The organism is Phenylobacterium sp., from assembly GCF_035309685.1.
GTDB lineage: Bacteria > Pseudomonadota > Alphaproteobacteria > Caulobacterales > Caulobacteraceae > Phenylobacterium.
Map to the genome: position 1 here is coordinate 51,508 of NZ_DATGEX010000040.1, position 26,793 is coordinate 78,300.

Annotated in this window: 26 protein-coding genes; 4 read left to right on the forward strand and 22 right to left on the reverse strand. The window is 68.4% G+C overall.

Annotated features, from left to right (window positions below):
• The first annotated feature begins 27 nt into the window (after positions 1–27).
• Positions 28–987 (forward strand): hypothetical protein, encoded by a 960-nt coding sequence (locus VKQ35_RS12805; RefSeq protein WP_324362163.1) that lies wholly within the window; start codon positions 28–30, stop codon positions 985–987.
• A 125-nt stretch (positions 988–1,112) separates the two neighbouring features.
• Positions 1,113–1,970: a class I SAM-dependent methyltransferase gene (locus VKQ35_RS12810; RefSeq protein ID WP_324362165.1), complete on the forward strand. Its 858-nt coding sequence runs from the start codon at positions 1,113–1,115 to the stop codon at positions 1,968–1,970.
• 40 nt (positions 1,971–2,010) lie between these two features.
• Here VKQ35_RS12810 and VKQ35_RS12815 read toward each other — a convergent pair whose 3' ends face one another.
• From VKQ35_RS12815 to greA, 14 genes are all read right to left on the reverse strand, one after another.
• On the reverse strand, positions 2,011–2,721 hold the full coding sequence (locus VKQ35_RS12815; RefSeq protein WP_324362167.1) for a class I SAM-dependent methyltransferase: 711 nt from the start codon (positions 2,719–2,721) through the stop codon (positions 2,011–2,013).
• Between the two features lie 49 nt (positions 2,722–2,770).
• On the reverse strand, positions 2,771–4,486 hold the full coding sequence (locus VKQ35_RS12820; protein ID WP_324362169.1) for a hypothetical protein: 1,716 nt from the start codon (positions 4,484–4,486) through the stop codon (positions 2,771–2,773).
• Between the two features lie 51 nt (positions 4,487–4,537).
• Positions 4,538–5,191, reverse strand: coding sequence for a WbqC family protein (locus VKQ35_RS12825; RefSeq protein ID WP_324362171.1), 654 nt, complete (start codon positions 5,189–5,191; stop codon positions 4,538–4,540).
• Between the two features lie 9 nt (positions 5,192–5,200).
• Positions 5,201–6,076 carry a phytanoyl-CoA dioxygenase family protein gene (locus tag VKQ35_RS12830; protein WP_324362173.1) on the reverse strand — a complete coding sequence of 292 codons (876 nt, stop codon included), beginning with the start codon at positions 6,074–6,076 and terminating at the stop codon, positions 5,201–5,203.
• Positions 6,073–6,837 carry a class I SAM-dependent methyltransferase gene (locus VKQ35_RS12835; RefSeq protein WP_324362175.1) on the reverse strand — a complete coding sequence of 255 codons (765 nt, stop codon included), beginning with the start codon at positions 6,835–6,837 and terminating at the stop codon, positions 6,073–6,075. Before VKQ35_RS12835 ends, VKQ35_RS12830 begins: the two co-directional genes overlap by 4 nt.
• Entirely contained in the window at positions 6,834–7,625 is a 792-nt protein-coding gene (locus VKQ35_RS12840) for a phytanoyl-CoA dioxygenase family protein (protein WP_324362177.1), read from the reverse strand. Before VKQ35_RS12840 ends, VKQ35_RS12835 begins: the two co-directional genes overlap by 4 nt.
• Positions 7,622–8,380, reverse strand: coding sequence for a TylF/MycF/NovP-related O-methyltransferase (locus VKQ35_RS12845; protein ID WP_324362179.1), 759 nt, complete (start codon positions 8,378–8,380; stop codon positions 7,622–7,624). Before VKQ35_RS12845 ends, VKQ35_RS12840 begins: the two co-directional genes overlap by 4 nt.
• A complete protein-coding gene (locus VKQ35_RS12850) occupies positions 8,381–9,310 on the reverse strand; it encodes a hypothetical protein (RefSeq protein ID WP_324362181.1) in 930 nt (309 codons plus the stop codon).
• A 10-nt stretch (positions 9,311–9,320) separates the two neighbouring features.
• Complete coding sequence (locus VKQ35_RS12855) at positions 9,321–9,983, reverse strand: acetyltransferase (RefSeq protein WP_324362183.1); 663 nt, start codon at positions 9,981–9,983, stop codon at positions 9,321–9,323.
• Positions 9,984–10,095: 112 nt separating this feature from the next.
• Positions 10,096–11,235 carry a DegT/DnrJ/EryC1/StrS family aminotransferase gene (locus VKQ35_RS12860; RefSeq protein ID WP_324362185.1) on the reverse strand — a complete coding sequence of 380 codons (1,140 nt, stop codon included), beginning with the start codon at positions 11,233–11,235 and terminating at the stop codon, positions 10,096–10,098.
• Between the two features lie 106 nt (positions 11,236–11,341).
• Positions 11,342–12,376 carry a UDP-2,4-diacetamido-2,4,6-trideoxy-beta-L-altropyranose hydrolase gene (gene pseG, locus VKQ35_RS12865; RefSeq protein ID WP_324362188.1) on the reverse strand — a complete coding sequence of 345 codons (1,035 nt, stop codon included), beginning with the start codon at positions 12,374–12,376 and terminating at the stop codon, positions 11,342–11,344.
• 117 nt (positions 12,377–12,493) lie between these two features.
• Complete coding sequence (locus VKQ35_RS12870; protein ID WP_324362190.1) at positions 12,494–14,662, reverse strand: calcium-binding protein; 2,169 nt, start codon at positions 14,660–14,662, stop codon at positions 12,494–12,496.
• 101 nt (positions 14,663–14,763) lie between these two features.
• Positions 14,764–15,750, reverse strand: a complete 987-nt coding sequence (locus tag VKQ35_RS12875; protein WP_324362191.1) for a mitochondrial fission ELM1 family protein — start codon at positions 15,748–15,750, stop codon at positions 14,764–14,766.
• Positions 15,751–15,933: 183 nt separating this feature from the next.
• On the reverse strand, positions 15,934–16,407 hold the full coding sequence (greA, locus tag VKQ35_RS12880) for a transcription elongation factor GreA (protein WP_324362193.1): 474 nt from the start codon (positions 16,405–16,407) through the stop codon (positions 15,934–15,936).
• Between the two features lie 234 nt (positions 16,408–16,641).
• On the opposite strand from greA, the gene VKQ35_RS12885 reads away from it, so the two are divergent.
• Complete coding sequence (locus tag VKQ35_RS12885) at positions 16,642–17,289, forward strand: hypothetical protein (RefSeq protein ID WP_324362195.1); 648 nt, start codon at positions 16,642–16,644, stop codon at positions 17,287–17,289.
• 13 nt (positions 17,290–17,302) lie between these two features.
• Here VKQ35_RS12885 and VKQ35_RS12890 read toward each other — a convergent pair whose 3' ends face one another.
• Entirely contained in the window at positions 17,303–17,677 is a 375-nt protein-coding gene (locus VKQ35_RS12890) for a nuclear transport factor 2 family protein (protein ID WP_324362197.1), read from the reverse strand.
• Between the two features lie 82 nt (positions 17,678–17,759).
• Between VKQ35_RS12890 and VKQ35_RS12895 the strand changes: the two genes are divergently transcribed.
• On the forward strand, positions 17,760–18,392 hold the full coding sequence (locus VKQ35_RS12895; protein WP_324362199.1) for a glutathione S-transferase family protein: 633 nt from the start codon (positions 17,760–17,762) through the stop codon (positions 18,390–18,392).
• 309 nt (positions 18,393–18,701) lie between these two features.
• Here VKQ35_RS12895 and VKQ35_RS12900 read toward each other — a convergent pair whose 3' ends face one another.
• From VKQ35_RS12900 to carB, 7 genes are all read right to left on the reverse strand, one after another.
• Positions 18,702–19,670 carry a quinone oxidoreductase family protein gene (locus tag VKQ35_RS12900; RefSeq protein ID WP_324362202.1) on the reverse strand — a complete coding sequence of 323 codons (969 nt, stop codon included), beginning with the start codon at positions 19,668–19,670 and terminating at the stop codon, positions 18,702–18,704.
• Entirely contained in the window at positions 19,667–20,311 is a 645-nt protein-coding gene (locus VKQ35_RS12905; RefSeq protein WP_324362204.1) for a carboxymuconolactone decarboxylase family protein, read from the reverse strand. Before VKQ35_RS12905 ends, VKQ35_RS12900 begins: the two co-directional genes overlap by 4 nt.
• Before the next feature lie 11 nt (positions 20,312–20,322).
• The gene (locus VKQ35_RS12910) at positions 20,323–20,823 is read right to left on the reverse strand and encodes an ATP-binding protein (protein WP_324362206.1); all 501 of its coding nucleotides are present in this window, start codon (positions 20,821–20,823) and stop codon (positions 20,323–20,325) included.
• A 9-nt stretch (positions 20,824–20,832) separates the two neighbouring features.
• Positions 20,833–21,621: a glucose 1-dehydrogenase gene (locus tag VKQ35_RS12915; RefSeq protein ID WP_324362208.1), complete on the reverse strand. Its 789-nt coding sequence runs from the start codon at positions 21,619–21,621 to the stop codon at positions 20,833–20,835.
• A gap of 461 nt (positions 21,622–22,082) precedes the next feature.
• Positions 22,083–22,250: a hypothetical protein gene (locus VKQ35_RS12920; RefSeq protein WP_324362210.1), complete on the reverse strand. Its 168-nt coding sequence runs from the start codon at positions 22,248–22,250 to the stop codon at positions 22,083–22,085.
• Between the two features lie 194 nt (positions 22,251–22,444).
• Entirely contained in the window at positions 22,445–23,449 is a 1,005-nt protein-coding gene (locus tag VKQ35_RS12925; protein ID WP_324362212.1) for an alpha/beta hydrolase, read from the reverse strand.
• Positions 23,450–23,490: 41 nt separating this feature from the next.
• Positions 23,491–26,781 (reverse strand): carbamoyl-phosphate synthase large subunit, encoded by a 3,291-nt coding sequence (gene carB / locus VKQ35_RS12930; RefSeq protein WP_324362214.1) that lies wholly within the window; start codon positions 26,779–26,781, stop codon positions 23,491–23,493.
• Positions 26,782–26,793 lie beyond the last annotated feature (12 nt).

Here is a 26,793-nt window from a genome sequence, read left to right on the forward strand (position 1 = left end):
ATCCGTACCGTTTCCGGGAGACCGTCGATGAACGCCCTGCGCCAAGCCCGTGACCTGTCGTCGTCGGCCGCCTCGCCGCCGCTGGCCGAGACCGTGGTCGACGACTTCATCCGCGATGGCGCGCACCTGTTCGACCAGCCGATCGACCAGCACGCCTGCGCCGACCTGCTGGGCCGCATCCGCGCCACCCGCGACTTCGGCGCGAGCCTGTTCCTGAGCGAGGAGGAGTTCGACGCCGACCCGCAGTACACCGGCGTCAATCCGCGTCCGGGCCGCAACCTCCTGGAGCGCTTCGAGGACCGCCTGGGCTTCGTGGAGCACGATCCGCAGCTGGTCGGCGGCATCACCGCCCTGCTGGGCCCCGACTACGAGATCCTCAACAAGAAGGTGGTCTGCGGGGTGCCGGCCGGCGCCGTGCCCGGTTGGCTGAAAGAGCGCATCCTCGGCAATCCGGTGAACAACCTGGGCGCCTATGTGCGCCCGCAATACCGCGATGTGACCTATTTCTACGGCATCGATTTCCACCAGGACCTGATCGACTACAAGGCCCGCGAAGCCGACTTCATCACCCTCTACATCTACCTGCATCCGGTCAGCCGCGCCGACGCGCCGCTCTATCTGCTGGAGGGCAGCCACGTCCTGGGCGGCGCGGTCTTCCCGCACAACCTGACCCGCATCGGCGACACCGACTGGCTCTACCGCAACGGCGAGCACGGCGACGTGGTGGCCCGCCAGAAGGTGCTGACCGGCGACACCGGCTTTGCCGCCATCTGGCACGCCTGCACCCTGCACGGCACCCAGCCGGGCGCCGCCGACCACGAGCGCATTTCCCTGCGCTATCTGATCGCCAAAAAGCACGCCGGCCCGACCGGCATGGACGCGGTCAACGCGACGCTGAAAGGCCCCCTCAGCATGACGTCCACGCGCGCCGATCTGGCCGCGGACGGCTCCGCGGCGATCAAGAGCAACACGGTCCTGAAGGCCTGAATTCTCGGCTGTCCTTCAACAGCCGTTAACCATGATCGCCGACGCTCCACTGCACTCCTGGAGGCCGCGCGCCATCGCCCCTCCCTGACGCCGTCACGCGCCGCGCGACATCTGAGGGACGAAAAATGTCTGAAGCATCGGTCAAGGTCTGGTTGGCGATGGACGCCGAGCAGGGCCTGCTCCGCATCCTCTTGAACGGCCAGTCGATCGGCCGGCTCGCCAACGCCGGCGGCCAGGTCAGCATCCAGTTGGATCCCGAGTACGCGGCGCTGCAAAAGGACCTGGTGCCCTACTGCAACTCGCTGTTCGCCAACATGCCCGAGACCCTGCGCGCGGCGACCTACGAAGCCACCGGCTTCGTCACCAACTTCGCCGGCCGCGAAGCCGCCCTCGACATCCCGGCCGAGCTGCGCAGCAAAGTCCACCTGGGCTGCGGTCCGGACCTGCGTCCCGGCTGGCTCAACATCGACTATCAGCCGGGCGCCCCGGTTGGCTACAACCCCGCCACCTGCTTCCTCAACTACGACCTGCGCCAGGGGCTGCCGGGTCTGGAGGACAAGTCGGTCGACGTGGTCTTCTCCAGCCACTTCTTCGAGCATCTGCGCCACGAGGAAGGGGTCAATCTCATGCGCGAGTGCCGCCGCGTGCTGCGCGACGATGGCCTGGCGCGGTTCCAGATGCCCGACTTCCACGGGACCTTTAAGGCCTATGTGGCCAATGACACCGGCTTCCTGGACACCTGCCTCAACACCCACAGGCTGCTCGACGCAAATCCGGAATATGCGCGGAATTTCGCCGACGTGGTCAGCCGCTCGGTCTACGAATCCTACACCCACAAATACATCTGGGATCCGGAGAACCTCTCCAAGGCCCTGCTCGCCAACGGCTTCAGCCAGGTGACCGAGGAGCCCTATGACCCGGCGCTCGACCACCCCTCGGCGATCCGCCGCGACTACTCCTTCTACCTCACCGCCAGGCCCTGAGGCCGCGCCGGCGAGCGGGCGCAAATGCGACCGTGTCGTCCTATTTCTTACGGCAAACGAAGATCGAATATTCCAGGGGCAGGCCGTAGCAGTCGTCCCGGATCGTGCAGCGGCGGAAATCCTCGAAGCCCTCGCCGAACGTTGACTCGATGTCCTCGAAGTCGCGGAAGCGGCGATAGATGGTGCCGTTCAGCATGTTCCATTTCGAGTCCGTCTGGATCTGGATCAGGTCGTTCCCAAGCTCCTGCGCGCCTCTCAGGGAGAAGCAGCCGGGGCCTGGCACCGAGCAGACCAGATAGCCGCCGGGCTTGAGGATGCGGGCGTGCTCGCGGACGTGGTCGCGAAAATCGCTCTGCGCATCGGCCATGTAGTAGATGGCGTTCCAGGACAGCATGTAGTCGAAGAAATTGCCTTCGAACGGCAGGTCGTAGTTGACGCCCGGGCGGATATCGACGGCGATGCGGTCGCTGTGCTGCGCCAGCTTCTGGCGCGTCACCTCGCAGATCGAGGGGCTGACCTCGGTGGCGAACAGCTCGAGCCCCAGCTTGTTCAGCAGCACCAGGTTGCGGCCGTCGCCGCAGCTGACGTCGCAGACCTTCGCGCCCTGGTAGTTGTGCGGCATGTCGAGGTTCGGGTAGTGCGCCAGGAAGGTCCGCACCACGAACTCGTTGGGGAACAGGTACGACTCTTTTAGGTTGGCGTAGTACGCCTCCCAATTCTGCATCGAGCTCTGTTGCGCGGCTGCGCTCACGGTCTGGTCTCCTTGCGGGCCGCGGCCAGGCGCCGGGCCCCTTTTCATCTCAGGCGGTCTTGTCCAGCCAGCGCTGGAACATGCGGCGGTAGTCGGCCTCCAGCCGGCGGGTGAAGCCGACCTCGTCGCGATAGGGCGAGTTGTCGAAGGCCGGGCGGATGCGGGCGCGCAGCGCGTCGAGCGCGGCGACGTCGCCGGTCAGCGCCAGCGCCTTTTCGACGTAGGCCTCCCAGCTGTCGGCCACCAGCTCGCCAAGCCCGCAGGGCAGCAGCAGGGCGAGCGGCGAGCGCGCATAGTAGTCGTCGCCCTTCAGCGCCAGCACCGGCACGCCGTTGGCGATGGCGTCCACCGTGGTGGTGCCCCCGGGCGTGGGCGAGGGGTCGAGCGCCAGGTCGATGTCCTGGAACTCGCGGGTGTAGTCGGCGCCGGTGCTGTGGCCGCGGAACTCCAGCTGGCCCGGGCGCGCGCCATAGGCGGCGAACCGAGCCTGGGTCACCCGCTGCAGGACGGGATCGACGAACATGCCGTACTTCAGCACCAGCCGGTCGTTGGGCCGCGCCTTGAGGATGGTCGCCCAGGCCGCCACGGTGGCGTCGTTCAGCTTAGCCGGATTGTTGAACGAGCCGAAGGTCACATAGCCGTTCTTCAGCGCCGGCGTCGGGACCGGCGGCAGCCGCTCGGCGCTCGGCCGGTAGGGCGCCATGATCTCGCCGGTGCGCCAAATCTCCTCGGTGAAATAGGCCTCGTCGCCGGGGACCTCGAGGGAGTCGGCGTGCATCACATAGTCCATGCAGTTGAGGCCCGTGGACTGCATGAAGTTGATCCAGCCGAACTGCACCGGGGCCGGTTTCTGGGCGAAGATCCGCAGGCAGCTGCCGGCCGTGTGGCCCCAGACGTCCACCAGGATATCGATCTTGTCGCGGCGGATCATCTCGACGGCGTCGTGATCGGAAAGGCCGGCAAGCGCTCGCACCGTGCAGGTGGCCGGCAGCGGCCCCTCGGCGCTGGGATCGGGGGTGTAGAGGAAGACCTCCACGGCCTCGGGGTCATGGGCTTCGAACACCGGCACCGTCGAGGGCGCGACCTGGTTCTTGGTGAAGCTTGGGCCGACATAGCCGATCCGCAGGCGCCGGTCGGCGGTCCGCGCGTTCTCGAACGGCCGGGGCGTGGCGCTCGGCGGCGGGGCGTAGAGCTCACCCCAGCGCCGGCTCTCCTCGAACACCCGCGCCGCGCGGTTCTCCACCAGCAGCAGCGGGTAGAGCAGGAACTGGTGCACCGAGGGGATGGCGAACACCTCGGACGCTGCGGTGAACACGTCCACCGCTTCCTGGGCGCGGCCCTGGTGCTGCAGCGACAGGCCGTAGCTCAGCATCAGCGTCGGATCGAGGTTGTCGAAGTCGAGGGCTCGGCCATAGCACTCGGTGGCTGCGGCCATGTACTTGTTGGCGTAGAGCGTGCCGCCGATCTGGGCGGCGTAGGCCTTGTCGGTGGTCAGGCGCGCGACATCGACCCCGGCGCCGGACATCACGGCATAGGCGTGCAGGGTGCGCGCGTCGGCCAGCAGGCCGGCCGCCTGATCGCCGGCCCCGGCGGCGGCCGCCGCGGTCGCCAGCCAGTAGCGCGCCTCATAGTCCGACGGCGCCTCCATGATGCGCGCCTGCAGGTGTCCGATGGCGACGGCGAGGTCGCCGGCCTCGAAGGCGGCGACGCCCTGCGCCAGCCGATCGGGGGTCTCTAAGCCCTCAAGGGCCGCCAGCGCGCTCATCGTCGTCTCCAAGTCTGGCGGCGACTATCGACGGGCCCGATTGAGGAGGCGTTAACCATGTTGAACTTGCTGGGCGAGCGCCGCCGGGTCGTCGTCGGCGAGGCGCTGCAGGATCGAGCCGCCGGCCCCGGCCCAGGGCTCGAGGAACGACAGTTCGATGCCGGCGTCGGCGAAGGCCCGCGCCTCATAGAGGTCGCGGCCGCCCGGCGCGTTGACATAGCGGGTCGCGCCCAGCCGGCGCGCGATCTCCAGGATGCGGTCCTGGCCCCGCAGGCTTTGCGGCACGTCCAGCGAAGAGGAGCGGATCACATTCCACGGCAGTCCCAGCTGCCGCGACGCCGCTTCCAGCAGGCCGGCGATGTAGCCGGCCGGCCGGCCCTCGACGCGGCGCACCTGGGCCAGCAGCGCGGCGTGCGGCCCGTCGCGCGAGGCCACCGGGAACGGCCGCAGCCGCTCGGCCAGGGCGTCGGCGGCGTTGTCGGCGAATTCCAGATCGGCGATCAGCACCTCCTGCGGCGCGGGCTTCAGCGGCAGGGTCAGCCACTGCTCGGCGCCCTGGGCGTCGGTGAGCTTGTTGCGGTGCAGCCAGCCGCGGCGCGGGAACTGCACGCAGTCGTAGATCACGAAGAGATCGGTCTGGGCGATCAGCCGGAAATAGCCCGCGTAGGGCAGGAAGTAGGGCTGCATGATCGCGATGGCCGTCATGGCCGGATGTCAGTCCTCGCCGGAAGCGTCGGGAAAGATCCGCGCGATGTCGCAAGCCCTGGGGAAGTCGGGGACGATCAGATCGGTCCGGTAGGAGTATTTGTAGGGCGTCGGGTAGCCGTGCTCGACGTAGGTCGGCTCCTCGGCGTTGTTGTAGCGGGTGCTGAAGGCGATCCGCACCTGGCCGTCGCCGGTCTCGCCGGTGCGGTGCACCAGGAACGAGGAGAAGGCCACCACGTCGCCGGGTTGCATGGGGAGCGAGACGTAGCTCTCCTCGGTGATGCGCGGGTCGCTGACCATCGGCGTCATGATGTGGTCGACGGTGTCGAGCAGGCCCAGCAGGTGCGAGCCGGGCGCCACCTGCAGCGGGTGCGAGCGCTCGGTGACCGGGGTGGTCGGCGCCCATAGGACGACGGCGTCCAGGCTGCCCTGCATGCTGCGCCAGTCCTGGTGCGGCGGCGACTTGTGGTAGCCGCCGGGGATGCGCAGGACGTCGGACATGATGTGGTTGGAGAGCCGCGTCGAGATGACCGGAAAGCTCAGGCCCAGCGCGCGGACGATGTCGACGATGGCGTCCGACGCCATCAGCTGGTGCGCCGACGCCAGCATCTGGGTCATGCGGGCGGTGTTGATATAGGCCTCGACGTCGATGGCCAGCAGCCGCGCGGCGTTGGCCTGGACCGCCTCGCGCGAGCCGCCGCGATCGACCGGCAGGCCCAGGCGCCGCAGCTGCACCGCGAAGAGGTCGCTGATCTCGCTGTTGATCGCCGCCAGCGCGGCGGTGTCCAGGGCGCCCCGGACGATGACGTAGCCCTGCTTGAGGTAGCTCTCGCGATCCACGAACGGACGGGCCTTAGGCGTCGCCAGGCGGGCGGCTTGGGTCATGCGGGGTCTCCGGCGCCGCTCGGGGCGCAGATGGCGTAGATGCTTGCGCAGAGGTCGGGGTAGAGGGCGCCCAGCTTGAAGCAGCCTTCGAGGTAGTCCTCGGCGATGGCGCCGCTGGCGATCAGCTTGTCGAACTGGAAGTTGGCGAAGGGTTTGAAGAACACCCCGCCGGTCTCCACCTGGCGAAGTCCGGCCTCGGCTACGTGAGCGCTCAGGCCTGCAAGGTCGTAGGTGCGCCTATGGCCGTGCTCATATTCGCCCGGCGTCACCGCGGTCGGGTGCGAGATCAGCCCCATGGCGACGGCGATCTGCCGCGAGGCGGCATGCGCGTTGGGCACGACCACGAAGAGCCGGCCGGTCGGCGTCAGCCAGGTCCCGATGCGGCGCAGCATCTCCACCGGCTCGTCCAGGTGCTCCAGCGTGTGGGTCAGGAACACCGCGTCGAACCGCTCCGCCGGCGCGAAGTCCTCGAAGCGGCTCAGCACGAAGTTCACGCCGGCCGGGGCGGCCTTGCGCGCCACCGCGATCAGCTCGCTTGAGCCTTCGAGCGTCGTGAGGTCCGGATAGATCGCCGCCAGGCGCTTGGTGAACTCGCCCTCGAAACAGCCCATCTCCAGCGCGCGGCCGGCCGGCAGCTTGCCCTCGAAGGCGCGCAGCATGTAGCCGTGCATGCGGTAGTCGAAGTCGTAGGCGTACTTGCGCGTCTCGGTATCGGCGAACTCGCGGTTCAGGTCGCGGCTGGCGTCTGCGGCGGCGGTCATCCCTGGTCGCCCCGATACATGCGGTGCTCCGGCGGCTGGTACCATTCGTCGAGATTGGCCGGGATGCGGGCGTTGAAGCCGATCACCTGACGCGCATAGGGCTTCAGCGACGCGCCGGCGTCGTAGCCGAGCACCCTCGGATAGTCGAACTGCGGCTTGATGAACGGCCGCGCGTACATCGGCGTCACCGAGCGGCGGGTGTGGTCGGTCGTGTTGTCGCCGCCGGCGTGCCAGACGTTGGAGTTGAACACCAGCACGCTGCCGGCCGGCCCCACGGCCCGCTCGGCGCGGGCGTAGAAGTCCTCTTCCGAGGGCTTTTCGGCCGCCAGGTGCGACCCGCTCAGCATGAAGGTCGCGCCGTTCTCGGGCGTGAAGGCGTCCAGCATGACCAGGGTGTTGAGCAGCAACGGCATGTCGCCGGAGTAGCTGCGGATGTCGCGATGGATCCGCTGGGCGTAGGAGGTCCGCCCGCGCGTGTTGATCGCGCCGCCGAAGGAGTTGAGGACGTATTTGCCGCCGAAATAAGCCTCCAGATAGGGGTCCAGCGCCTCGCTCTCGTCGACATAGTCCAGGAAGCTCGGCTTGATGCCGATCAGGTGGTGGACGGTGCGATCGGCGTCATTGGCGACCCCATTGCGCACCTGGATGGCGCGGCAGACGTCCCAGGCGGCTTCCAGATCCGCGGTCATCCGCGCCAGCAGCTTGGGCCCCACGGCGGCCTCGAACACCACCCAGCCGCGGGTGGCCATCTGACTGCGGAAGTCGTCGAGGCTGAGGTTCAGTTTCACAGCAGGGTGACCAGCGACTTGGACGGATAGAACTGGCACTTCTCGATGGAATAGCGGACGTCCTTGAACACCTCCTTGAAGGCGATCGCCTCGCCGGGCGCGCCGGCCCAGGTCAGTTCGTCGAACAGGATCACGCTGCCCGGCATCAGGTGCGGGCGAATGGCCTTCAGCGCCGCGATGGTCGGCTCATAGGGGCCCATGTCGAAGAAGGCGAAGGCCACCAGGGTCTCGGGATGGTCGGCGAAGAACTTCGGCGCGGTCTCCACGACGTCGCCGGCGATCAGCCGGTGGGCGCCGCGAATATGGCCAAAGGCGTTCATCGCCTCATGCACCTGCAGGAGCTCGCCCAGATAGTCCGGATAGGCGCCGCCGGTGTCATAGCCACCGTGGGTCTCGGTGGACTTGGCCGCCATGCCGGCCTCTTCCGGATAGCCGGTGAAGGTGTCGAAGCCGATGATCTGGCGCTGCTTGTTGAACGGCTCGTGGATCGCCCGCAGGTTCTCCAGCAGCACCAGGTTCTGGCCGCGCCAGGTGCCGAACTCGATCAGCGCGCCGGGCAGCGCCTGGATGCGCCGATAGACGTCATGCAGCACCAGGAACTTCACCAGCAGCGAGCTTCGGACGTAGAGGCCCAGGTTGAACATCAGCTCGTCGGGCGCGAGCGGCGATGCCTGCATCATCTCGCGCAGGCGGGTGCGCGAGGTCAGCGCCTCGCCCTGGGCCGTGGTGGCCTCGACCGGCGCCTCATCGCTCATCTAGGTTTCCTCCAGGACGGCGTAGCCGAAGCCGGTCCGGCCAAATCCGTTGCCGTTGAAGAACATGACGATCCTGCCGTCGATCTGGGTCACGAAGGGGTAGCAGGTCATGGTCGACGCCCAGGGCGCGCCGCCGACGTCCAGTCCGCAGACGTCGTCCATGCGCCGCCAGTCCAGGCCATCCGCGGATTCCGCGTAGCCGATGCGGTAGGCGCCCTTGCCATCGCGATAGTCCGCCGAGTCCCGGAAACAGTACCACATCCGATAGAGCGACCCGTCGCGGATCACCGTGGGGTGGGAGAAGGCCTCGCGGTCATGGGTCGGCGGGATGCAGAGGTGGTTGGGGCGGTCCCAGCTCACCCCGTCGCGCGAGGAGGCGTACTTGATGACGTAGACCGGCTCGAACTTGCCCTCGACCTCCACCCAGCGGACGCCGGAGATGTACCACATGCGCCAAAGCTCGCCCTCCTTCAGCAGGCTGGGCGTGACCGCGATGTAGGGCTCGAGCGGATTGCGTTCGAGCACCGGGCCCTCGTAGAGCCGCCGGAAGCTCGCCCCGTCGTCGTCGCTGACCGCGATGCCGACCGAGTTGCGGTAGGGCACGGTCACGCCGCGGTTCCAGCCGCTGTAGTAGAGCAGCACGCGCCCGTCCGGCTCGCGCACCGCGAAGCTAGGCATGGCGCCGTCGTCGTCGAAGGTCCCCGGCGCGCCGAAGCCCAGGATCGGTTCCTTGTGGAAATAGGTCACCCGGCTCAGGTCGCCGCGGTCGAGGTCGAGGTAGGTCGTGTAGCTGCGCCCGTCCGCGTACCGGTCGGCGTAGAACACCCGCACCTTGTCCTCATAGACGAGCGCGGTCGGCACCTGGGCGTGGGTGCCGGCCCAGTCGTGCTCGGCGGGGTCGAAGATCCGCCCCATGATGCGCCAACCCATCGCGCGCGCCTCAGATCGACCGGAGCCGGTCGCTGGTGACCCGGGCGGGCTCGGTGGCGGGCCCGATGAAGACGGCGTTGTCGGTCGAGGATTTCAGGATCAGCGCGGCCGCGCCGATGACGTTGCGCGCCCCGATGGTGATGTTGTCGCGCAGCGTGGCGTTGACGCCGATGAAGGTCCCGGCCCCGATCTCGCAGTTGCCCGAGATCACCGCCTGGGAGGCGATGAAGCAGTTGTCGCCGATCCGCGTGTGGTGGCCGATGTGGTTGCCCGACCACATGATGACGTTGCGCCCGATCGTCACGAAGGGCTGGATGACGTTGTTTTCCATGATGATGGTGTTGGGGTTCACCACCAGCTTGGACCAGACGCTGGCGCGCGGGCTGACGTGGCTGGTGAGCGGGTAGCCCTTGGCCTCGGCCTCGGCGACCTTCGCCTCGCGAAGCTTGTTCACGCCCTTGAAGCTGATGGCCACGAACATGTCGTGGGTCGCCGGCGGGAAGCGCTGCTCGACGTTCTCGAAATCGACCACCGGGACGCCGAACACCTGATCGGCGGTGCGGTAGGCGGCGTCGACCGTGAAGGCCACGACGTTCCGCCCACCCTCCTCGGTGAGATAGTGGTGGATGACCTCCGCCACTTGCCCCATTCCGAAGATGACGACGTCCCGCATTGCGCCTGCCTACCGACCGGGCGCCTGCCGTGGCGCCCGCGTCCATTGAGTCTCGGGCGGCGCGGCTACGGAATGGTTAATGGCCGGCAAGATTTCGCCGCCGGCGGCAGCGTCAGCCGCGGCTGAGCGCCAGCTCCAGGGCCTGGGCGACCCGGGCGATCTCGTCGGCGTCCATGTCGATCGAGAAGGGCAGGCCCAGCGTCGAGCCGGCCAGCGCATCGGTGACGGCCAGCGGCTCCCGCCGGCAGTCGGCGAAGGCGCGGCTCGCGTGGCAGCCCGCGCCCCACCACTGGCGGGTGTCGACGCCGTGGTCGCGCAGCGCCGCGGCCACCTGGTCGGACGAGCCTTCCGGCAGGCCGACGGTGCACACGCTGGTGACCCAGTCGCTGCCCCAGCCGTCCTGGAACCTGACCTCCGGCCGCCCGATCAGGGCGATCCGCAGCATCTGGGCGGTGCGCATCCAGCGCAGGCGGTCGCCTGGCCAGCTGTCCAGCGCCGCCAGGCCCACGGCCGCAGCGTATTCGGAGAGCTTGGCGTTAGTGGCCGGCGCCAGGCTTTCGCGGCTGCCGTGAAAGCCGAAGGTGGTGAGCTGGCGGACCCGTTGCACGAGGGCCGCGTCCTCCGCCGCCAGGAAACCGCCTTCGCCCAGGCCCAGCACCTTGGTGGCGTGCAGGCTGACCACCACCGGCAGGCGGGCGTCGGAGATCGTGTCGAAGGCCGCGGCCGCGTCGATCAGCACCGGCAGGCCGGTCTGGTCGCGGAAGGCGCGCCAGGCGGCCAGGTCCGGCAGGGCGCCGAAGGCGCAGACCGGGATCACCGCGACCGCCTCGGGGTTCAGCTGCGGCAAGGCCGCGACCCGCGCCGGGTCGAGCATCCAGGTCTGCGGATCGACGTCGACGAACCAGGGCTTCAAGCCGGCCTGCACGACCGCGTGCGCGGTGGCGACGAAGGTCCAGGCCGGCACGATCACATGGCCGCCGGGCGGCAGGCCCATGGCCATCAGGGCCAGGGTCAGCGCCTGGGTGGCGTTGGCGACGGTGGTCACCGCGGTTCCCGGCGAAAAACGGTCTGCCAGCCGCTGCTCCATCTCGGTCAGCAGCGGGCCGAAGTTGGAATACCAGCGGGCCTCGTCGATCCGCTGCAGATAGGGGAGCACGGCCTGCGCGTTGGGCATGCGCGGACGCGCCACCGCGACCGTCGCGCGCGGCTCGGCCTGCGGTTGCGGGTGCGGCCGTAGCTGAGGCGACGCCAAGCCCATAGTCCTTCCGGCAAAAGTCCAGCCGGCAGGGTGGGACGTTTGCGGTTAACGGCGGATTAGGACCGCCGCGGTTCGCCGCCGCGGGTGGCGGGCCGCCGGGCTAGTTCGAGCGCGCGCCGATCATCTTCAGGAAGGCCTCGGCGACGCGCGGCGCGCCCTGGCCGTCGCAGAGCTCGGCGCTGGCGCTGGCCAAGCTCCGGCGCAGGTCCGCATCGGTGGTGAGGCGGCGCAGCGCCCTGTCGAAGGCGGCGTCGAAGTCCGAGTCATCGGCGTCGACTGCCAGGGCGGCCTCGCGCTCGGCCAGCGTCTGCGCCGCCGCCCGCTGATTGTCGGCCAGCACCACCATCAGGGTCGGCAGGCCGAGCGTGCAGCGCTCCCAGGTCGACGAGCCCGCGGCGCCGATGCCGATGTCGGCCTCGGCGGTCAGCCGCGCCATGTGCGGGCTGTCGATGTGCAGCACGATGCGGGTGTCGCGCCGGGCGATCTTGCTGAGCGACGCCAGGCTCGGCGCCTCGGCCCCGAGCACGATGTCGATGCCGACCTCGCTGACCTTGGGCCGCAGGCGCTCGACCACCCGGCCGGTTATGCCGTCGACGTCGGTCAGGCCCAGCGACACCAGCACCCGGCCCACCGGCTCGCCGCGCCAGGCGAGCGCCTGCTCGCGGAGCGCGGCGAACTCCGGTCGCACCGGGGCGTACTGCGGCCCCAGCAGCAGCCGAACCCCGTCCGGCGTCAGGCCGAGGTAGTCCTCCGCCCGCCGCGCCGGGCCGGAGTCCAGCAAGAGGTCCGCGCCCAGCGGCCGGTCGGCCAGGTCGTCGATCACCAGGGTCGGGCGGCCCTGGGCCATGGGCCGGTGGTCGCCCTCGGCCAGGCCGTAGTGGTCGAAGACCGCGGCGTCGAACATCTCGCCGGCCATGGCCAGCGCCAGATCGGCGGGCGCCGTTGACCCCGCGAGCGTGCGGGCCGTCTCCGGCGCGAAGGCGTCGAGGATCGCTTCGACCGCCGGCGGCGCCACGAAACGGCAGCTGGCGCCCTGCGCCTCCAGCGCCTGGGCGAGCGTCAGGCAGCGCATGACGTGGCCGCCGCCGACCGCCGGGCCGGCGTCGACGGCGAAGAGGATGCGGGGGCCGCTCATGACCGGTCGCCTCCCAAGGGTGAATCAGGGCGAATCAACGGCTGACACCCTAGGCCCAAACGCAAAGGGCCGCTCCGAAGAGCGGCCCCGCGGGAAACGGATTTTCTTGCCGATCCGCTAGATGAAGTTGGCGAGCGTGATGTCCGCCAGGGCCTTGCCGGTCAGGATGATCGCATCGTCGGCCGTGGTGATGTGACCGTCGGCGTTGCTGTCGATGTAGACCACCACATCGCTGCCCACCTGGAGGGCGACGTAGATGTGGGCGCCCAGGTCGGTGTTCGCTTGCGCGATGCCGGCGTTCAGGCTGGGCGCCGTCACGGTGTCGCCGCCGAAGAAGGCCCCGGCCGCGTGGCCGAGCGCGCCGAACTGAATGTGATCGGTGTTGTTCCAGTCGGTGATCACCTCGGCGGTGTTGATATTGGCGCCCGACTGGCCGGCCGCGAAGATGAAGGTGTCGGCTCCGCCGCCGCCGGAGATCACGTCGTGGTTGCCCATGCCGCCGCCGCCGGCGGTGATGATGTCGTTGCCGGTTCCGCCGGTGATGGTGTCGGCGCCCGATCCCATGGTGATCTGGTCGTTGCCGGCCCCGGCGTCGATGATCGAGGCGGTGTTGGAGCCGGTGATGGTGTCGTCGCCGTCGCCGCCCTGGACCGCGCCCTGGCCGGTGAAGGTGATCTGGTCGTTGCCGGCGCCGGCGCTGATGATGTCCGTGCCGCCGCCCGAGCTGATGGTGTCGGCGCCGTTGCCGGTGGCGATGCTGTCGCTGCCGTTTCCGGTGGTGGTGATCTGGTTGCCGCCGCTGCCGCCGGTGATGGTGTCGCTGCCGCCGGCGTCCGTGGCGGTGTTCGAGCCTTCACCCAGGCTGACGACGTTGTGGCCCGCGCCCCCGGTGAGGGTCACAGAGTCATTGCCGGCGCCGACGCTGATCGAGTCGTCGCCGCCAACGGACATGATCGTATTGTCGCCGGCGGCATCGGTGATGGTGTCGTGGGCGGCGGTTGCGGTGATCTGGTCGTTGCCGGCGCCGCCGTCGACGCTGCTGAACCCGCCGGTGCTGACGACGTCATTGCCGGCGCCGGCGGAGATCACGGCCGATCCCGTGGCGGTGATCATGTCGTTGCCCGCGCCGGCGGTGATGGTGTCGTCGCCGCCGCCCGTGGACACGGTGCTGTTCACGGTGCTGGCGCCGAAGGAGACGATGTCGTTGCCGTTGCCGGTCAGGGTGATGGTGGCCAGGCCCGACCCGCTGGTGATCGTGTCGCCCGCCGCGTCGGTGGCGTCGACGATCGTGTTGGAGCCGTCGCCCGCGGTGATGGAGTTGCCGCCGCTGGTCACCGTGATCGCGTCGTTGCCCGCGCCCGTGACGATGACGTTGCCGCCCAGGTCGTGGATCGTGGTGTTGCCGGCGGTGTTGGTGATGGTGTCGTGGCCGCCCAGACCGGTGATCTGGTCGTTGCCGGTGCCGCCGTCGATCACATAGTGGCCGCCGAGGCCCGAGGCGTTGATGGTGTCGTCACCCGTGCCGCCGCTGATCGTGTCGCCGCCTATGCCGGCCCCGCCGGTCGAGGTCAGCAGGTCGTCGCCGTCTTCGCCGAGGATATTGTTGTGCGCCGTGGCGGAAGCGGCCGCGGTGATGGTGTCGTCGCCCAGGTTGCCGTCCAGGAAGTCGCCGCCGCCGCCGCCGGAAATGGTGTCGTTGCCCTTGCCGCCGAGGATGGTGTCGGCGTTGGCCGAGCCGGTGATGCTGTCGTTGCCGAGGTTGCCCTGGGCGAAGTTCGTCGCGGTCGCCGACTTGCCGGAACCGGTCAGGATGATGCTGTCGTCGCCCTGGCCGCCGAAGATGGTGTTGAGGCTGGAGTTTCCGGCCCCGACGCCGCCGGTGAGCGTGTCGTCGCCCTGGTTGCCCTGCAGCAGGTCGCTGCCGCCCGAGCCGCCGTTCATGACGTCGTCGCCAGCGCCCCCGAACAGGCCGTCGGAGCCGGCCGTGCCGGTGATTTGCGCGCCAAGCGTGCCGTCGGCGCCCGCGCTGCCGATGAACAGCTTCGAGGCGTCGGGGAAGATGAAGGCAGGCGTCGCCGGGAAGCGCACCGCCGCGCCGTCGTTGGCGAAGGTCACCGAATTGCCCGCGTAGCTCAGCGTCACGCTCGGCGCGCTGCTCAGCGTCAGCGGGTTGAAGATCACCGTGGCCTGGCTTGCCGAGCCGGTGCGGAAGACGATGGCGTCGCTCGCAGGGTTGAACGCGTCGGCGTTCGCTTGCGTCATCGAATCGAAAAAGAAGGTGGCCACGTGGATTCCCCGACTCAAAAATGTCCCCGGGAACCATGCCGCGAGGATGTTGCCAAAGTCTTGCTAAATTGCGGCCCCGTTTACCATGTGGCAAGGCGCCGTCACTGCCGAGCCGACGTCTTTCGTGCGTCAAAGCGCGCCAACAACTCGGCGGCGGCCCGGTTCGTCTCATCCAGAGGCGGATAGCTCCAATGGCTAAGCTTGCCGTCGAAGCGGCGGGTCACGCCGCGGCGCGCCAGATCTTCATGGAACCGCTCGAACTTGCGCCCGCCGCCATCCATAGCCAGCACGTGCACGGGCTTGCCGGTCGTGGCCGCGTCGGTGGCCAGGTTCGTGGAGTCCTCGGTCACCAGGATGATGTCGGCCGCCGCCAGGAAGGCGAAGTAGGGATTGTCGCCCTCGCCATCCCAGATCCAGCCTGGAACGCCGGCCAGGCCCTTGGTCAGCGCCGCCTGGGCCGCCGCCGGCGTGCGGCGCGTGAAGCTGACCAGCAGCGAGCCGCCGGTGGCCTGGACCGCCTGGGCCACCTCGGCGGCCATGCGCCGCGCGCGGTCGGGGGACAGGTCGTGCGAGTTGGACTTGCCGCCGACGATCATCGCCACCCGCGGGTGGGGCAGGGGATCGATCGCCGCGCCGAACCGCGCTAGGTCGCGGGCGAAGCCTTCGGCGTTCATGCGGTTGGGGGCGCCGACGATGGCGAGCACATTGTCGCCCGCGAGTTCGTCGTGGGTCGGCGGGATCACCAGGTCGAGCAGCGGCGTGGCCCCGCCGGGATCCTGGGTCTGGACGACGAAGGTTTTGCCGCCGGAGAAGGCGCCCACCCGGGTGGAGAGCGGCAGGCTGGCGCGGCCGGCGCCGATCCAGATGTCCGGCCAGGGCGCGGCGATGGGCGTATCGGCGGCGAGCGCAAAGCGTGGGATCAGCCGCCAGGGCAGGCGCCCCAGGCCCCATTTCCAGCCGATCCGCTTGACGACGATGCTCGCCGGCCGCCGGCGCGCCACGGCCTCCGCCAGGCCCAGGACCTGGGCCTCGATGCCGACGCGGCCGTCCGAGACGGCCCAGATGGTCAGTTCAGGGACGGCGCTCAATCGCCTCTCCCCCGCGCAGCGAGAGGGAGAGGGTAGGGAGAGGGCGGCTCCTGCGCGGCCCACAGCGCTCGCGGTTCAGCCATAGCCCCCGGGTCCTCGCGACGGTTTCGGGGGAGCGGACAGGTCGAGCCGCCCTCTCCCTACCCTCTCCCTCTCGGCTTCGCCGTGGGGAGAGGCGGTCTGTCAGACCCACTCCACCTTGGTGATCTCGTAGGCCTTGACGCCGCCGGGCGTGGTCACCTCGACCACGTCGCCGCTTTCCTTGCCGATCATCGCGCGCGCGATCGGCGAGGTGATCGAGACCCGGCCCTGGCGGACGTCCGCCTCGTGCTCGCCGACGATCTGGTAGCGGGCCTTTTCCTCGGTGTCCTCGTCGATCACCGAGACGGTGGCGCCGAATTTCACCTGCTTGCCCGACAATTTGGACACGTCGATCACCTGGGCGCGCGCCATCTTGTCCTCGATCTCGGCGATCTGGCCTTCGATCCAGCCCTGGCGGTCCTTGGCGGCGTGATATTCGGCGTTCTCGGAGAGGTCGCCGTGCAGACGCGCTTCTCCGATCGCGGCGATGACAGCAGGCCGCTCGATCGTCTTCAAACGCTTCAGGTCTTCGTCGAGGGCGTGGTAGCCCTCGGCGGTCATCGGGACTTTATCCATCAAGGTGGTGACTCGAGTTCGCCCTAGTTGGAAGTTCGCAGTTGCCGGCCGCGGGCGCAGGCGTCCGGGGGGAAAGAAGATAGAATTGTGCGCCGCAAAACGCAAGGTGACGCAGATATGCGACAATTCCAAATACGCGTTGCCGACGCTCGCCGAAGGTTTGCAGCCTTTGGCCTTCTCGCGGTCCTGTCAACGCTACTCGCCGCATGCGGGTCTTTTGAACCGAAAGCGCTTGTGCTCCAGCAACACGGGAAGCTGGACCGTGCCGCTCAGGCGGATCGAGCTCAGGAAGCAAAGGACCTGGCGGCCGTGCAGGGTCTTTCCGGGCAGGACACGCTCGCCAAGGGCGGAGCTTGGCGACGCGGCGATGTTCTTACGGTCGACACGGAAGAAGGCATCCAGCTGCGGTTTATCGACGCCGGCGTCTGCGAGGGCTTCTACACATGCCGCCGCTGGACGTTTCACGGCGCGGTTCAGGTTCCTGCGCAGCGAGGAACCGCGGACTATTGGTTGATCCAGTTTGAGCAGGGCGAAGGCGGCTATTGGCTCGCAATCGGCCGCGGTAGCGGCGCAGTCGTCACGCTCGACGCCGAACCCCACATCTCGGCGGACAGGCGCCATTGGGCGATGGGCGAGTGCGACTTCGAGTCATCGTTCAGTTTGACGATCCTCGAGGCCGACGAGTTTGGCCGCCTCATTCCGGTGGCGGCGGCGCCTGAAGATTCGCCCTGCTGCGATGTCGAGGGCTGGGATGGCGCGGCGCTCAAAGTGAAGCTCTGTGACCTTGACCCGGCCAAAGCCTATCCGGACCGGTTGTCGCGCGGTGCGAATGGCGTCTGGGCGGGGAAGCGAATCCGCCTGCAGAAACCAAAGCCTCAATAGAGGCGACGTCCGTTCAGGCGGTCGCGGGCCGCGTCTGGCGCGGGTCGTAGAAGAAGCGCTCTTGCGCGATGCGGTCGCCCTCCCAGCGTTGCAGGGTCACTTCCTCCATCACCATCGGCGGCCCTTCGGCCGGCGTGAAGGTGAACTTCCAGCGGATCGCGACCTTGTCGCCGTCAATGAGCAGGTCGGTGACGGGGTCGGTCTTCATCTGGGCGAAGCGCGCCATGGTCGCCCGTTCGTCGGCGATCAGCCGTTCGAGCCCCAGCCGTGGCGGCTGCTGGTTGTCCTGCATCGAGGCGTCTGCGTGGTAGAACTGCTCGAGCGCGGTCACGTAGTCGGCGGCCTCCACCAGACGCACAAAGGCTTCGACGCGGTCTCTGGCGGGCATTGGGGCTCCATGAAGCATCGGACGGGGCTGGCGAGGCGCGCGCGCGCGCCCTAGTTAAGTGGCGCTTCGGGAGAGAATTGCCATGGCCGCGCCGCGCGGAATTACCCTCTACCACTCGCCGGCCAGCCGGGCGTTCACCGCCTATTGGATGCTGGAGGAGCTGGGCGTCCCGTTCGGCGTCAAGACCATCGACATCAAGAAGGGCGAGCAGAAGGCGCCGGCCTATCTGAAGCTCAATCCGGCCGGCAAGGTGCCGACGCTGACCGACGGCGAGGTGGTGGTGAGCGAGAACCCGGCCATCGCCATCTATCTGGCCGACCGCTACGGCTACGGGACGCTGGCGCCCAGGATCGAGGACGCCGCGCGCGGGCCGTACCTCAAATGGATGGTGTTCTCGACGGCCGTGGTCGACCCCGTCGCCAGCCTGCACGAGCAGAAGATCGACCTGCCGGGCTTCAACTTCAGCTTCGGCGCCTTCGAGGACATGGTGCAGGTGCTGAGCGGCGTTCTGAAGGACCGCGAGTTCCTGCTCGGCGAGCGCTTCACCGCCGCCGACGTGGTGCTGGGCGGCACGCTCTCGCGGCTGCTCTATCAGAAGATCCTGCCCGAAGAGCCGGTGCTGATGGACTACAACGACCGCCTCACCCAGCGCGAAGCCTTCCACCGCGCCGCCGACGCCACCTGGCCCTCCCAGTTCTACGGGGCGCTGGCGTAGCGAAGGAAGGAAGGGAACAACGGAAAACACGAAAAGAGCACGGAAGGTGCTGTCCTGACGGCTCGTGATCAAGATCGACACGAAGACCACGAAGGACACGAAGACCACAAAGGGCGCGTAGCGCCTGGAAATCCTCGCGAAGGCGGATGGGACTACTCAGCCTCTTCGTGACCTTCGTGTCCTTTGTGGTCTTCGTGTTCCACTCAGGGCCTTCGCCCTGCCCGGGCCTGTCGCGCTTCGCGCCTCTTTCCGTGCTCTTTCCGTGTTTTCCGTGGTTCAAAAGGGCGGCGTCACCGCCGCCGCGGAGTCTCAGTGCTTCAGGACGATTTTGCCGAAGTGCTGGTTCCTCGCCATTTTGCCCATGGCCTGCTCGACCTGGGCGAAGGGGAAGATCTCGTCGATCGGCATCTTCAGCTTGCCCTCCGCCAAGGGCCCCGCGAGGTCGGCGTCGGCGCGGCGGTTGATCTCGGCGATCTCGTCCAGGGTGCGGGTGCGGAAGGTGACGCCCAGGTAGTGGATGCGGCGAAGCGCATGCAGGTCGGCGTTGAACTCGCTGCGCGTGCCGCCGAGCCGGCCGACGTTGACGATCCGCCCCTCCAGCTTGGTCGCGCGCATGTTGCCGTTCACGACATGGCCGGAGACCTGGTCGACGATCAGGTCGACGCCGACGCTGTTGGTGTGCTCCAGCACCTTGTCCGGCCAGGCGTCGTCGTTGGAATCGACGGCGAAGTCGCAGCCGTAGTCGGCCAGCTTGGCGCGGCGCTCGGTGTTCATCGACGAGCCGATCACCGACTTGGCGCCCAGCACCTTGGCGATCTGCAGGCCCAGGATGCCGACCCCGGACGAGGCGCCCTGGATCATCACCGTCTGGCCGGGCTGGAACCTGCCCACCGTGACGATGGCGTCGTGCATGGTGCGCAGGCCCACGGGGAAGCAGGCGGCGTCCTCGAAGCTCATGCCGTCCGGTATCGCCAGCACGTGGGCGGCATGCACGGTGACATATTCGGCGAAAGAACTGGCCGAGGCGCCCATCACCCGGTCGCCTTCCTTGAAGCCGGTGACGCCGGGACCGACCGCCTCGACGGTCCCCGACCATTCCGACCCCAGGACCGTCCCGAGGCCGCCGCGCGCGCCGTGCAGGGCGCCGGTCGACATGGCCAGGTCGATGCGGTTCAGCCCGTTGGCGGCGACCTTGACCAGCACCTGCCCATGTTTTGGGGGCGCCTTGGCCGCGTCGCGCATCGCCGGCCCCTGCTCGGTGAGAATATACGCTCTCATCGCTTCGCCCCTCTGCTCGGCGGCGGCAACCGGGGGCCATCTTCGGGGGCCGCCACCTGCGCCGTATTCAAGGTCATGGAGACCAGGTCGTAGTAGCCGCTCAGCGCCACCAGATCGACGATCCCCTGGTCGCCCAGCACCTTCTTGGCCGCGGCGTAGGTGGGGTCGCTGACCCGGTGGGTGCGGCGAAGCTCTGTGACGAAATCGTAGACCGCCGTTTCATCCGGCAACATAGCCTTAGGTCGCCTACCTGACGCAAGGTCAGCTGCGACGGACGGTTCGAGCCCCGCCTTCATGGCCAGAGGATAGTGCGCCGACCACTCGTAGTCCGCGTCCCAGGCGCGGGCGGTGATCAGGATGGCGAATTCATTGAGCTTGGGCGGCACGCTGGAGTGGAACCGCAGCTGCTCGCCCACCTGCTGCAGCTTGTCGGCGAGTTCGGGGCTGCGCAGCCAGGCGTTGAACGGCCCGCCGAGGCCCTTGCGCGGCCCGGCGACGATGGCGTCGGCGACCTTGCGCTGAGCGGGCGTCATCTGATCGGGCGTCAGGGTGGGAAAACGCTCCGCCGTCCGCGCGGCGCCGGCCGCGGCGATCGTCAGGCCCATGGTCGCGGCGAAGACGGGTCCAGTCGTCTTGCCCATGGTCGGCGCTCCTACTCGCTGAGGCTAAGGACGGCTCCAGTCAGTTCGGCAGGCTCGGGCGGCTCGTAGACACCCTCGATAAATTCGAAAAGGTCCGGCGTCACCTCAATAGCGAAGCTTTCGCCGCGGACCACGTTGCGGCTGGAGACCCGGGCCCGGCGCACCGCCTGCGGCGCGTCCACGAAGTGGAACTGCAGCGGCAGGCCCGTCGCCTCGGCGATCTCGCGCACCCGGGCGCGGTCGGCGATCCGCATCAGGCCGATGTCGAGGATCACCGAAGTCCCCGCCGCGATCGTCCCCGCGGCCACCGACCAGATCTGCGCCTCGCAGCGCGCCACCCGCTCCAGCATCCAGTCGTATTGCAGGGGCTCGGGCATGTCCGGGCCGAACATCCGCGCCATCCAGTCGTCGAGGATGAAGGCCACGGCCTTCTCCCGGCGCGCGAAGGCGTGGGCGTAGGTCGTCTTGCCCGCGCCGCACGGCCCGAAGATCACATTCAGCGTCGCCGTCATGCAGGCTTGCTACCGGACGGAGAGGCCGCCGTCGATCACCAGTTCGGCGCCCGTGACGTAGCGGCTCTCGTCGCTGGCCAGCCACAGGACGCCGTTGGCGATGTCCTCGGGATAGCCCTTCACGCCGAGCGGCACGGCCATGGTCGACATGGCGTCCAGGTCCGGCGGCGCATTGGCGCCGGGATTGGCCGGATTGAAGATCGAGAGCCAGATCGGGGTCTCGATGATGCCCGGGTGCACCGAGTTGACCCGGATGCCGTCCTTGGCGTTGGCGCATTCCATGGCGATGGACTTGGTGAAGAGCCGCACGCCGCCCTTGGTCGCGCAATAGCCCCCGAGCGTCGCCGAGCCCTTCAGCCCGGCCACCGACGACATGTTGATGATCGAGCCGCCGTCGCCCGAGGCGCGCATCAGCGGAATCGAATGCTTCACGCCCAGGAAGACGCCGTCGAGGTTGACCGCCGTCTGCTTGCGCCAGTCGGCCAGGCTCATGTCGAGGATCGAGCCGGAGATGGCGATGCCGGCGTTGTTGACCAAGATGTCCAGCCGGCCGTGGCGGGCTTTGATCTGGCCGATGACGCTTTCCCAGGCGGTCTCGTCGGTGACGTCGTGGCGCAGGTACTCGGCCCTGCCGCCGGCGGCCTCGATGGCGGCGACCGCCTCGGCGCTCTTGGCGTCCTGCACATCGGTGATGATCGCCACGGCGCCCTCGGCGGCCAGCTTCTCGGCGCAGCCGCGGCCGATGCCGCTCGCCCCGCCGGTGATCAGCGCCACCTTGCCCGCAACCCGACCCGCCATGACCATCTCCGTTCCCTGTTCTTGGACGGAGGCCTAGGGCGGATCGACATCCATCGCAATTGCGAGCGGCGCCCACGGAGCGAAGAATATCCACGAACCACATGAACGGGTCTGGTCCTGAGAGGCCCGCGCAGCGGGCACTCCTTTTTCAAACCGCGGAGAACGCCAAGATCGCAGAGACTAAGATGATGATCGCGCCGCGGTACGGCTCGCGCGGCCTCTTTGCGATCTTTGCGTTCTCCGCGGTTGAATCGACAGAGCCTCGGCTGCCGCGGAGCCTCAAGGCCCGAACCCGTTCGCGTGGTTCGCGGCCAGAATCCTGGGGGCCGCTCTTGATCCTGCGGGCCGCTTGGCGCACAGCGCCGCCTGCCGCCAGGGGCTCGCGGCGTCGGCCCAGTGTTGGGGCGGGTTTCAGTGGGCGCCGGCGGGCCCTTCTGGACCGCCGGGACCCGGCTTGGTCGTCAGTGCATCCAGCTGGGCGTGGCGCTGCCGGTGGTCACGATGCCGTAGATCATGCCGACGGCGAGCACGGCGACGGCGACCAGCATCAGCTTGCCCAGAAGGCTTTGGATTCGCTCGGCCGTATGTTTGGGCCGATGCGATCTGACTTCCGTTTGATCAGAGTGCATAGAACGTCCTTCCCAATCTGCTTGGGGGTTCTTCGCCCCCGCCAGACTGCGTCAGACGCCAAGCGGCGTCGTCCCGGCCGGTCTATCTATGGGGCCGCCGGAGCGCGCCCTTGGAGCCTGCAACAGTCAGGCTTCTGCGTCGGAATCTGCGCTCAGGCGGAACATTGGTCAACCAAAGCTTGTTGTTGCGCCCCTCAAGGCTTCGGCGGGCTGGTCGGCGGGAGGGCGGGGCGCGGCTGGTCGTCCGGCACGCCCATCCGCCGGCGCAGGGCGTCGATCGTCGCCTTGCCGGCGGCGAAACTGGTGTCGGGCGGCGGCGGCGCAAGCACGTGGGCGGTGAGGAACCTGAAGCCGTCGCGCAGGCGCGGCCCCAGCGACTTGCCCAGATGGTCGGCGCCGTGGACCAGGCGGTATTCGTGCGGGATGCCGTGGTCCCACATCACCCGGTGCAGGTACTCGGTCCCCTCGTCCAGGTGGAACATGTCGAGGTCGCCCACCTCCAGATAGATCTGCAGATGCTGGCCCAGGATCTTCTCGCGGTTGTCGAGCGCCATGTTGGCCGGATTGGCCTTCTTCCAGAAGTTGCGGTCGACCGGGTCTCCGAAGATCGACTTGAAGAAGGCGTCGTCGCGCTGGAAGCGGTTGCGCATCTTCACATCGTCGAAGCTGAGCGCCGGCTCGATCCCCGGCTCCAGGGCGGCCAGACCGCCGAACACCTCCGGATGGTCGAAGCCGAGCCTGAGCGACCCCAGCCCGCCCATGGAAATGCCGGTGACCACCGTCTGCGAACGGTCGGACGAGGCGTGGTAGCGCGCGCGCACCGCCGGGATCAGCTCGCCGACGATGTAGCTCTCCCATTTCTGGGAGCCGTCGCGGTAGTCCATGTAGAGCGAGCGCTTGGCGTCCGGCGTCAGGATGATGGCCGGCGGAAGGTCGCCCGCCGCCCAGGCCGCCTCGATAACCGGACGCTCCGCGGCCAGGAAACCGTTGTCGCCGTTGCCGCCATGCAGCAGCAGGACGAGCGGCCAGGTCTTGGCCGGATCGTAGCCGGGCGGCAGCAGCACCGTATATTTGCCGGGCGAGGGGACCAGCTTGGTCGCCAGCTCCCCGGTCTCCAGCCGCGCCCCCTGGGCCAGCGCCGAGGCGCCGCCCGTCAGGGCCAGCCAGAACGCCGCCGCCACGATCATCCACCGCGCCATCGCCACCTCCCGTTTTGCCGGAGGTTAGCAGCCTGGCGTCGTCAGGCGTAGCTCTGCAGCGGCCGCACTTCGAGGCTGTCCTCCACCGTGGCCACAATGGCTTGGGCCGCGGCCAGCGCGCCGGCGGCGGTGGTGTAGTAGGGCGTCTTCATCATCAGCGCGGTGCGGCGCAGCTCGAACGAGTCGGCGAGCGACTGGCGCCCCTCGGTGGTGTTGAAGACCAGCTGAACCTCGCCGTTCTTCATGGCGTCGACGATGTGCGGCCGGCCTTCCAGCACCTTCTTCACATGCTCGACCTTGAGCCCTTCGCCCTGGAGGTAGGTCGCGGTGCCGCCGGTGGCGAGGACCTTGAAGCCCAGGCCCTGCAGCAGGCGCACCGGCTCCAGCATCCAGGGCTTGTCGGCGTCCTTCACCGAGACGAACACCGCGCCGGACTTGGGGAGCACCGTCCCGCCGCCGAGCTGGCTTTTCGCGAAGGCGCGCGCGAAGGCCGGCGCCAGGCTCTCGCCCGGCCGCACCCAGTCCAGGCCCATGACCTCGCCGGTGGAGCGCATCTCGGGGCCGAGCACCGTGTCGACGCCGGGGAACCGCGCGAACGGGAACACCGCCTCCTTCACCGCGATGTGGTCGTAGGGCTTCTCCACCAGATCGAACTCGGAAAGCTTCTTGCCGGCCATGACCTTGGCGGCGATGGCGGCCAGCGGCCGGCCGATGGTCTTGGCGACGAAGGGCACCGTGCGGCTGGCGCGCGGGTTGACCTCGAGGACGAAGATCCGCGGGCTTTCGGAGTGGGGCTCCTCGATGGCGAACTGCACGTTCATCAGGCCGCGGACTTCCAGGGCGCGGGCCATGGCGGTGGTCTGGACCTTCAGCTCGGCGATGGTCTCGGGCTTCAGCGAAAAGGGCGGGAGCGAGCAGGCGCTGTCGCCGGAGTGCACGCCGGCCTCCTCGATGTGCTCCATGACGCCGGCGACGAAGACCTCGCCGTCGGCGTCGCAGAGCGCGTCCACGTCCACCTCGGTGGCGCGGGAGAGGTACTGGTCGATCAGGACGGGGCTGTCGCCGCTGACCTTCACCGCGTGCGTGATGTAGCGCTCGAGCTGCTCGTCATCGCGCACGATCTCCATGGCCCGGCCGCCGAGCACGTAGGAGGGCCGGATCACCACCGGATAGCCGACCTGATGGGCGCCGGCGAAGGCCTCGTCGCGGCTGCGGGCGATGGCGTTGATCGGCTGGGCGATGTTGAGCTTGTGCAGCAGCTGCTGGAAACGCTCGCGGTCCTCGGCCAGGTCGATGGCGTCGGGCGAGGTGCCGAGGATCGGGATGCCGGCGTCTTCGAGCGGTTGCGCGAGCTTCAGCGGCGTCTGGCCGCCGAACTGGACGATCACGCCCAGGAGGGTGCCGTTCGACTGCTCCACGTGGATGAGCTCGAGCACATCCTCCGCCGTAAGTGGTTCAAAATACAGGCGATCTGACGTGTCGTAGTCCGTCGACACCGTCTCCGGATTACAATTCACCATGATCGACTCGACGCCGATCTCGTCGAGCGCGAAGGCCGCGTGACAGCAGCAGTAGTCGAACTCGATCCCCTGGCCGATGCGGTTGGGCCCGCCGCCCAGGATGATCGCCTTCTTGCGGTCGCTGGGGTCGCTCTCGCAGTCCGGCGCCTGGCCGAGCGCGCCGGTCTCGTAGGTCGAGTACATATACGGCGTCTCGGCCCGGAACTCGCCGGCGCAGGTGTCGATGCGCTTATAGACCGGGCGCACGCCCAGCACGCGCCGGTCGGCCCGCACCAGCGCCTCGGTCGAGTTGGTCAACTGCGCCAGGCGAGCGTCGGAGAAGCCCTGGGCCTTCAGCGCGCGGAAGCCGTCAGCGGTGGCCGGCAGACCTTCGGCGCGGACCCGCGCCTCCTGCGCCACCAGGGTCTGGATCTGGCGCAGGAACCAGGGCTCGTAGGAACAGGCCGCGTGGATGTCCTCGACCGACAGGCCGTGGCGGAAGGCCTGGGCGATGACCAGCAGGCGGTCCGGCGTCGGCTGGCCCAGCGCGCGCAACACCGCGGCGTGGCCCATCTCCGGGTCGGCGGCGTTCTCGATCTCGATCTCGTCGAGGCCGGAGAGGCCGGTTTCCAGCCCGCGCAAGGCCTTCTGCAGGCTCTCGGCGAAGGTGCGCCCGATCGCCATGACCTCGCCCACCGACTTCATCGAGGTGGTCAGGTAGGGCTCCGACCCTGGATACTTCTCGAAGGCGAAGCGCGGGATCTTGGTGACCACATAGTCGATGGAGGGCTCGAACGAGGCCGGCGTCGCGCCGGTGATGTCGTTCATCAGTTCGTCCAGCGTGTAGCCGACGGCCAGGCGCGCGGCGACCTTGGCGATCGGGAAACCCGTGGCCTTCGACGCCAGGGCCGAGGAGCGCGAGACCCGCGGGTTCATCTCGATGACCACCATCCGCCCGTCGGCCGGATTGACCGCGAACTGCACGTTGGAGCCGCCGGTCTCCACCCCGATCTCGCGCAGCACGGCGATCGAGGCCGCCCGCATGCGCTGGTATTCCTTATCGGTCAGGGTCAGGGCCGGGGCGACGGTGATGCTGTCGCCGGTGTGCACGCCCATCGGGTCGATGTTCTCGATGGAGCAGACGATGATGCAGTTGTCCGCCTTGTCGCGGACGACCTCCATTTCGTACTCCTTCCAGCCCAGCACGCTCTCCTCGATGAGGACCTCGGTGGTGGGGGAAAGGTCGAGGCCGCGCTCGACGATCTCGCGGAACTCCTTGGCGTTGTAGGCGATGCCGCCGCCGGTGCCGGCCAGTGTGAAGCTGGGCCTGACGATCGCCGGCAGGCCCACGAACTCCAGGCCTTCCAGCGCCTCGTCCATGGAATGCGCCGCCTTGGACTTGGGGCTTTCGAGGCCCAGGTGGTCCATGGCGTCGCGGAATTTCTGGCGGTCCTCGGCCTTGTCGATCACCTCGGCCCGCGCCCCGATCATCTCGACGCCGTATTTCGCCAGCACCCCGGACGCGTCGAGCGCCAGCGCGGTGTTCAGCGCCGTCTGGCCGCCCATGGTCGGGAGCAGGGCGTCCGGCCGCTCCTTGGCGATGATCTTTTCGACCATCTCCGGCGTGATGGGCTCGATGTAGGTGGCGTCGGCGACGTCCGGATCGGTCATGATCGTCGCCGGGTTGGAGTTCACCAGCACGATCCGGTAGCCCTCGGCGCGCAACGCCTTGCACGCCTGCACGCCGGAATAGTCGAATTCGCACGCCTGACCGATGACGATCGGCCCCGCGCCGATGATCAGGATCGAGGAGATATCGGTACGCTTGGGCAATCTCGTCTCGCG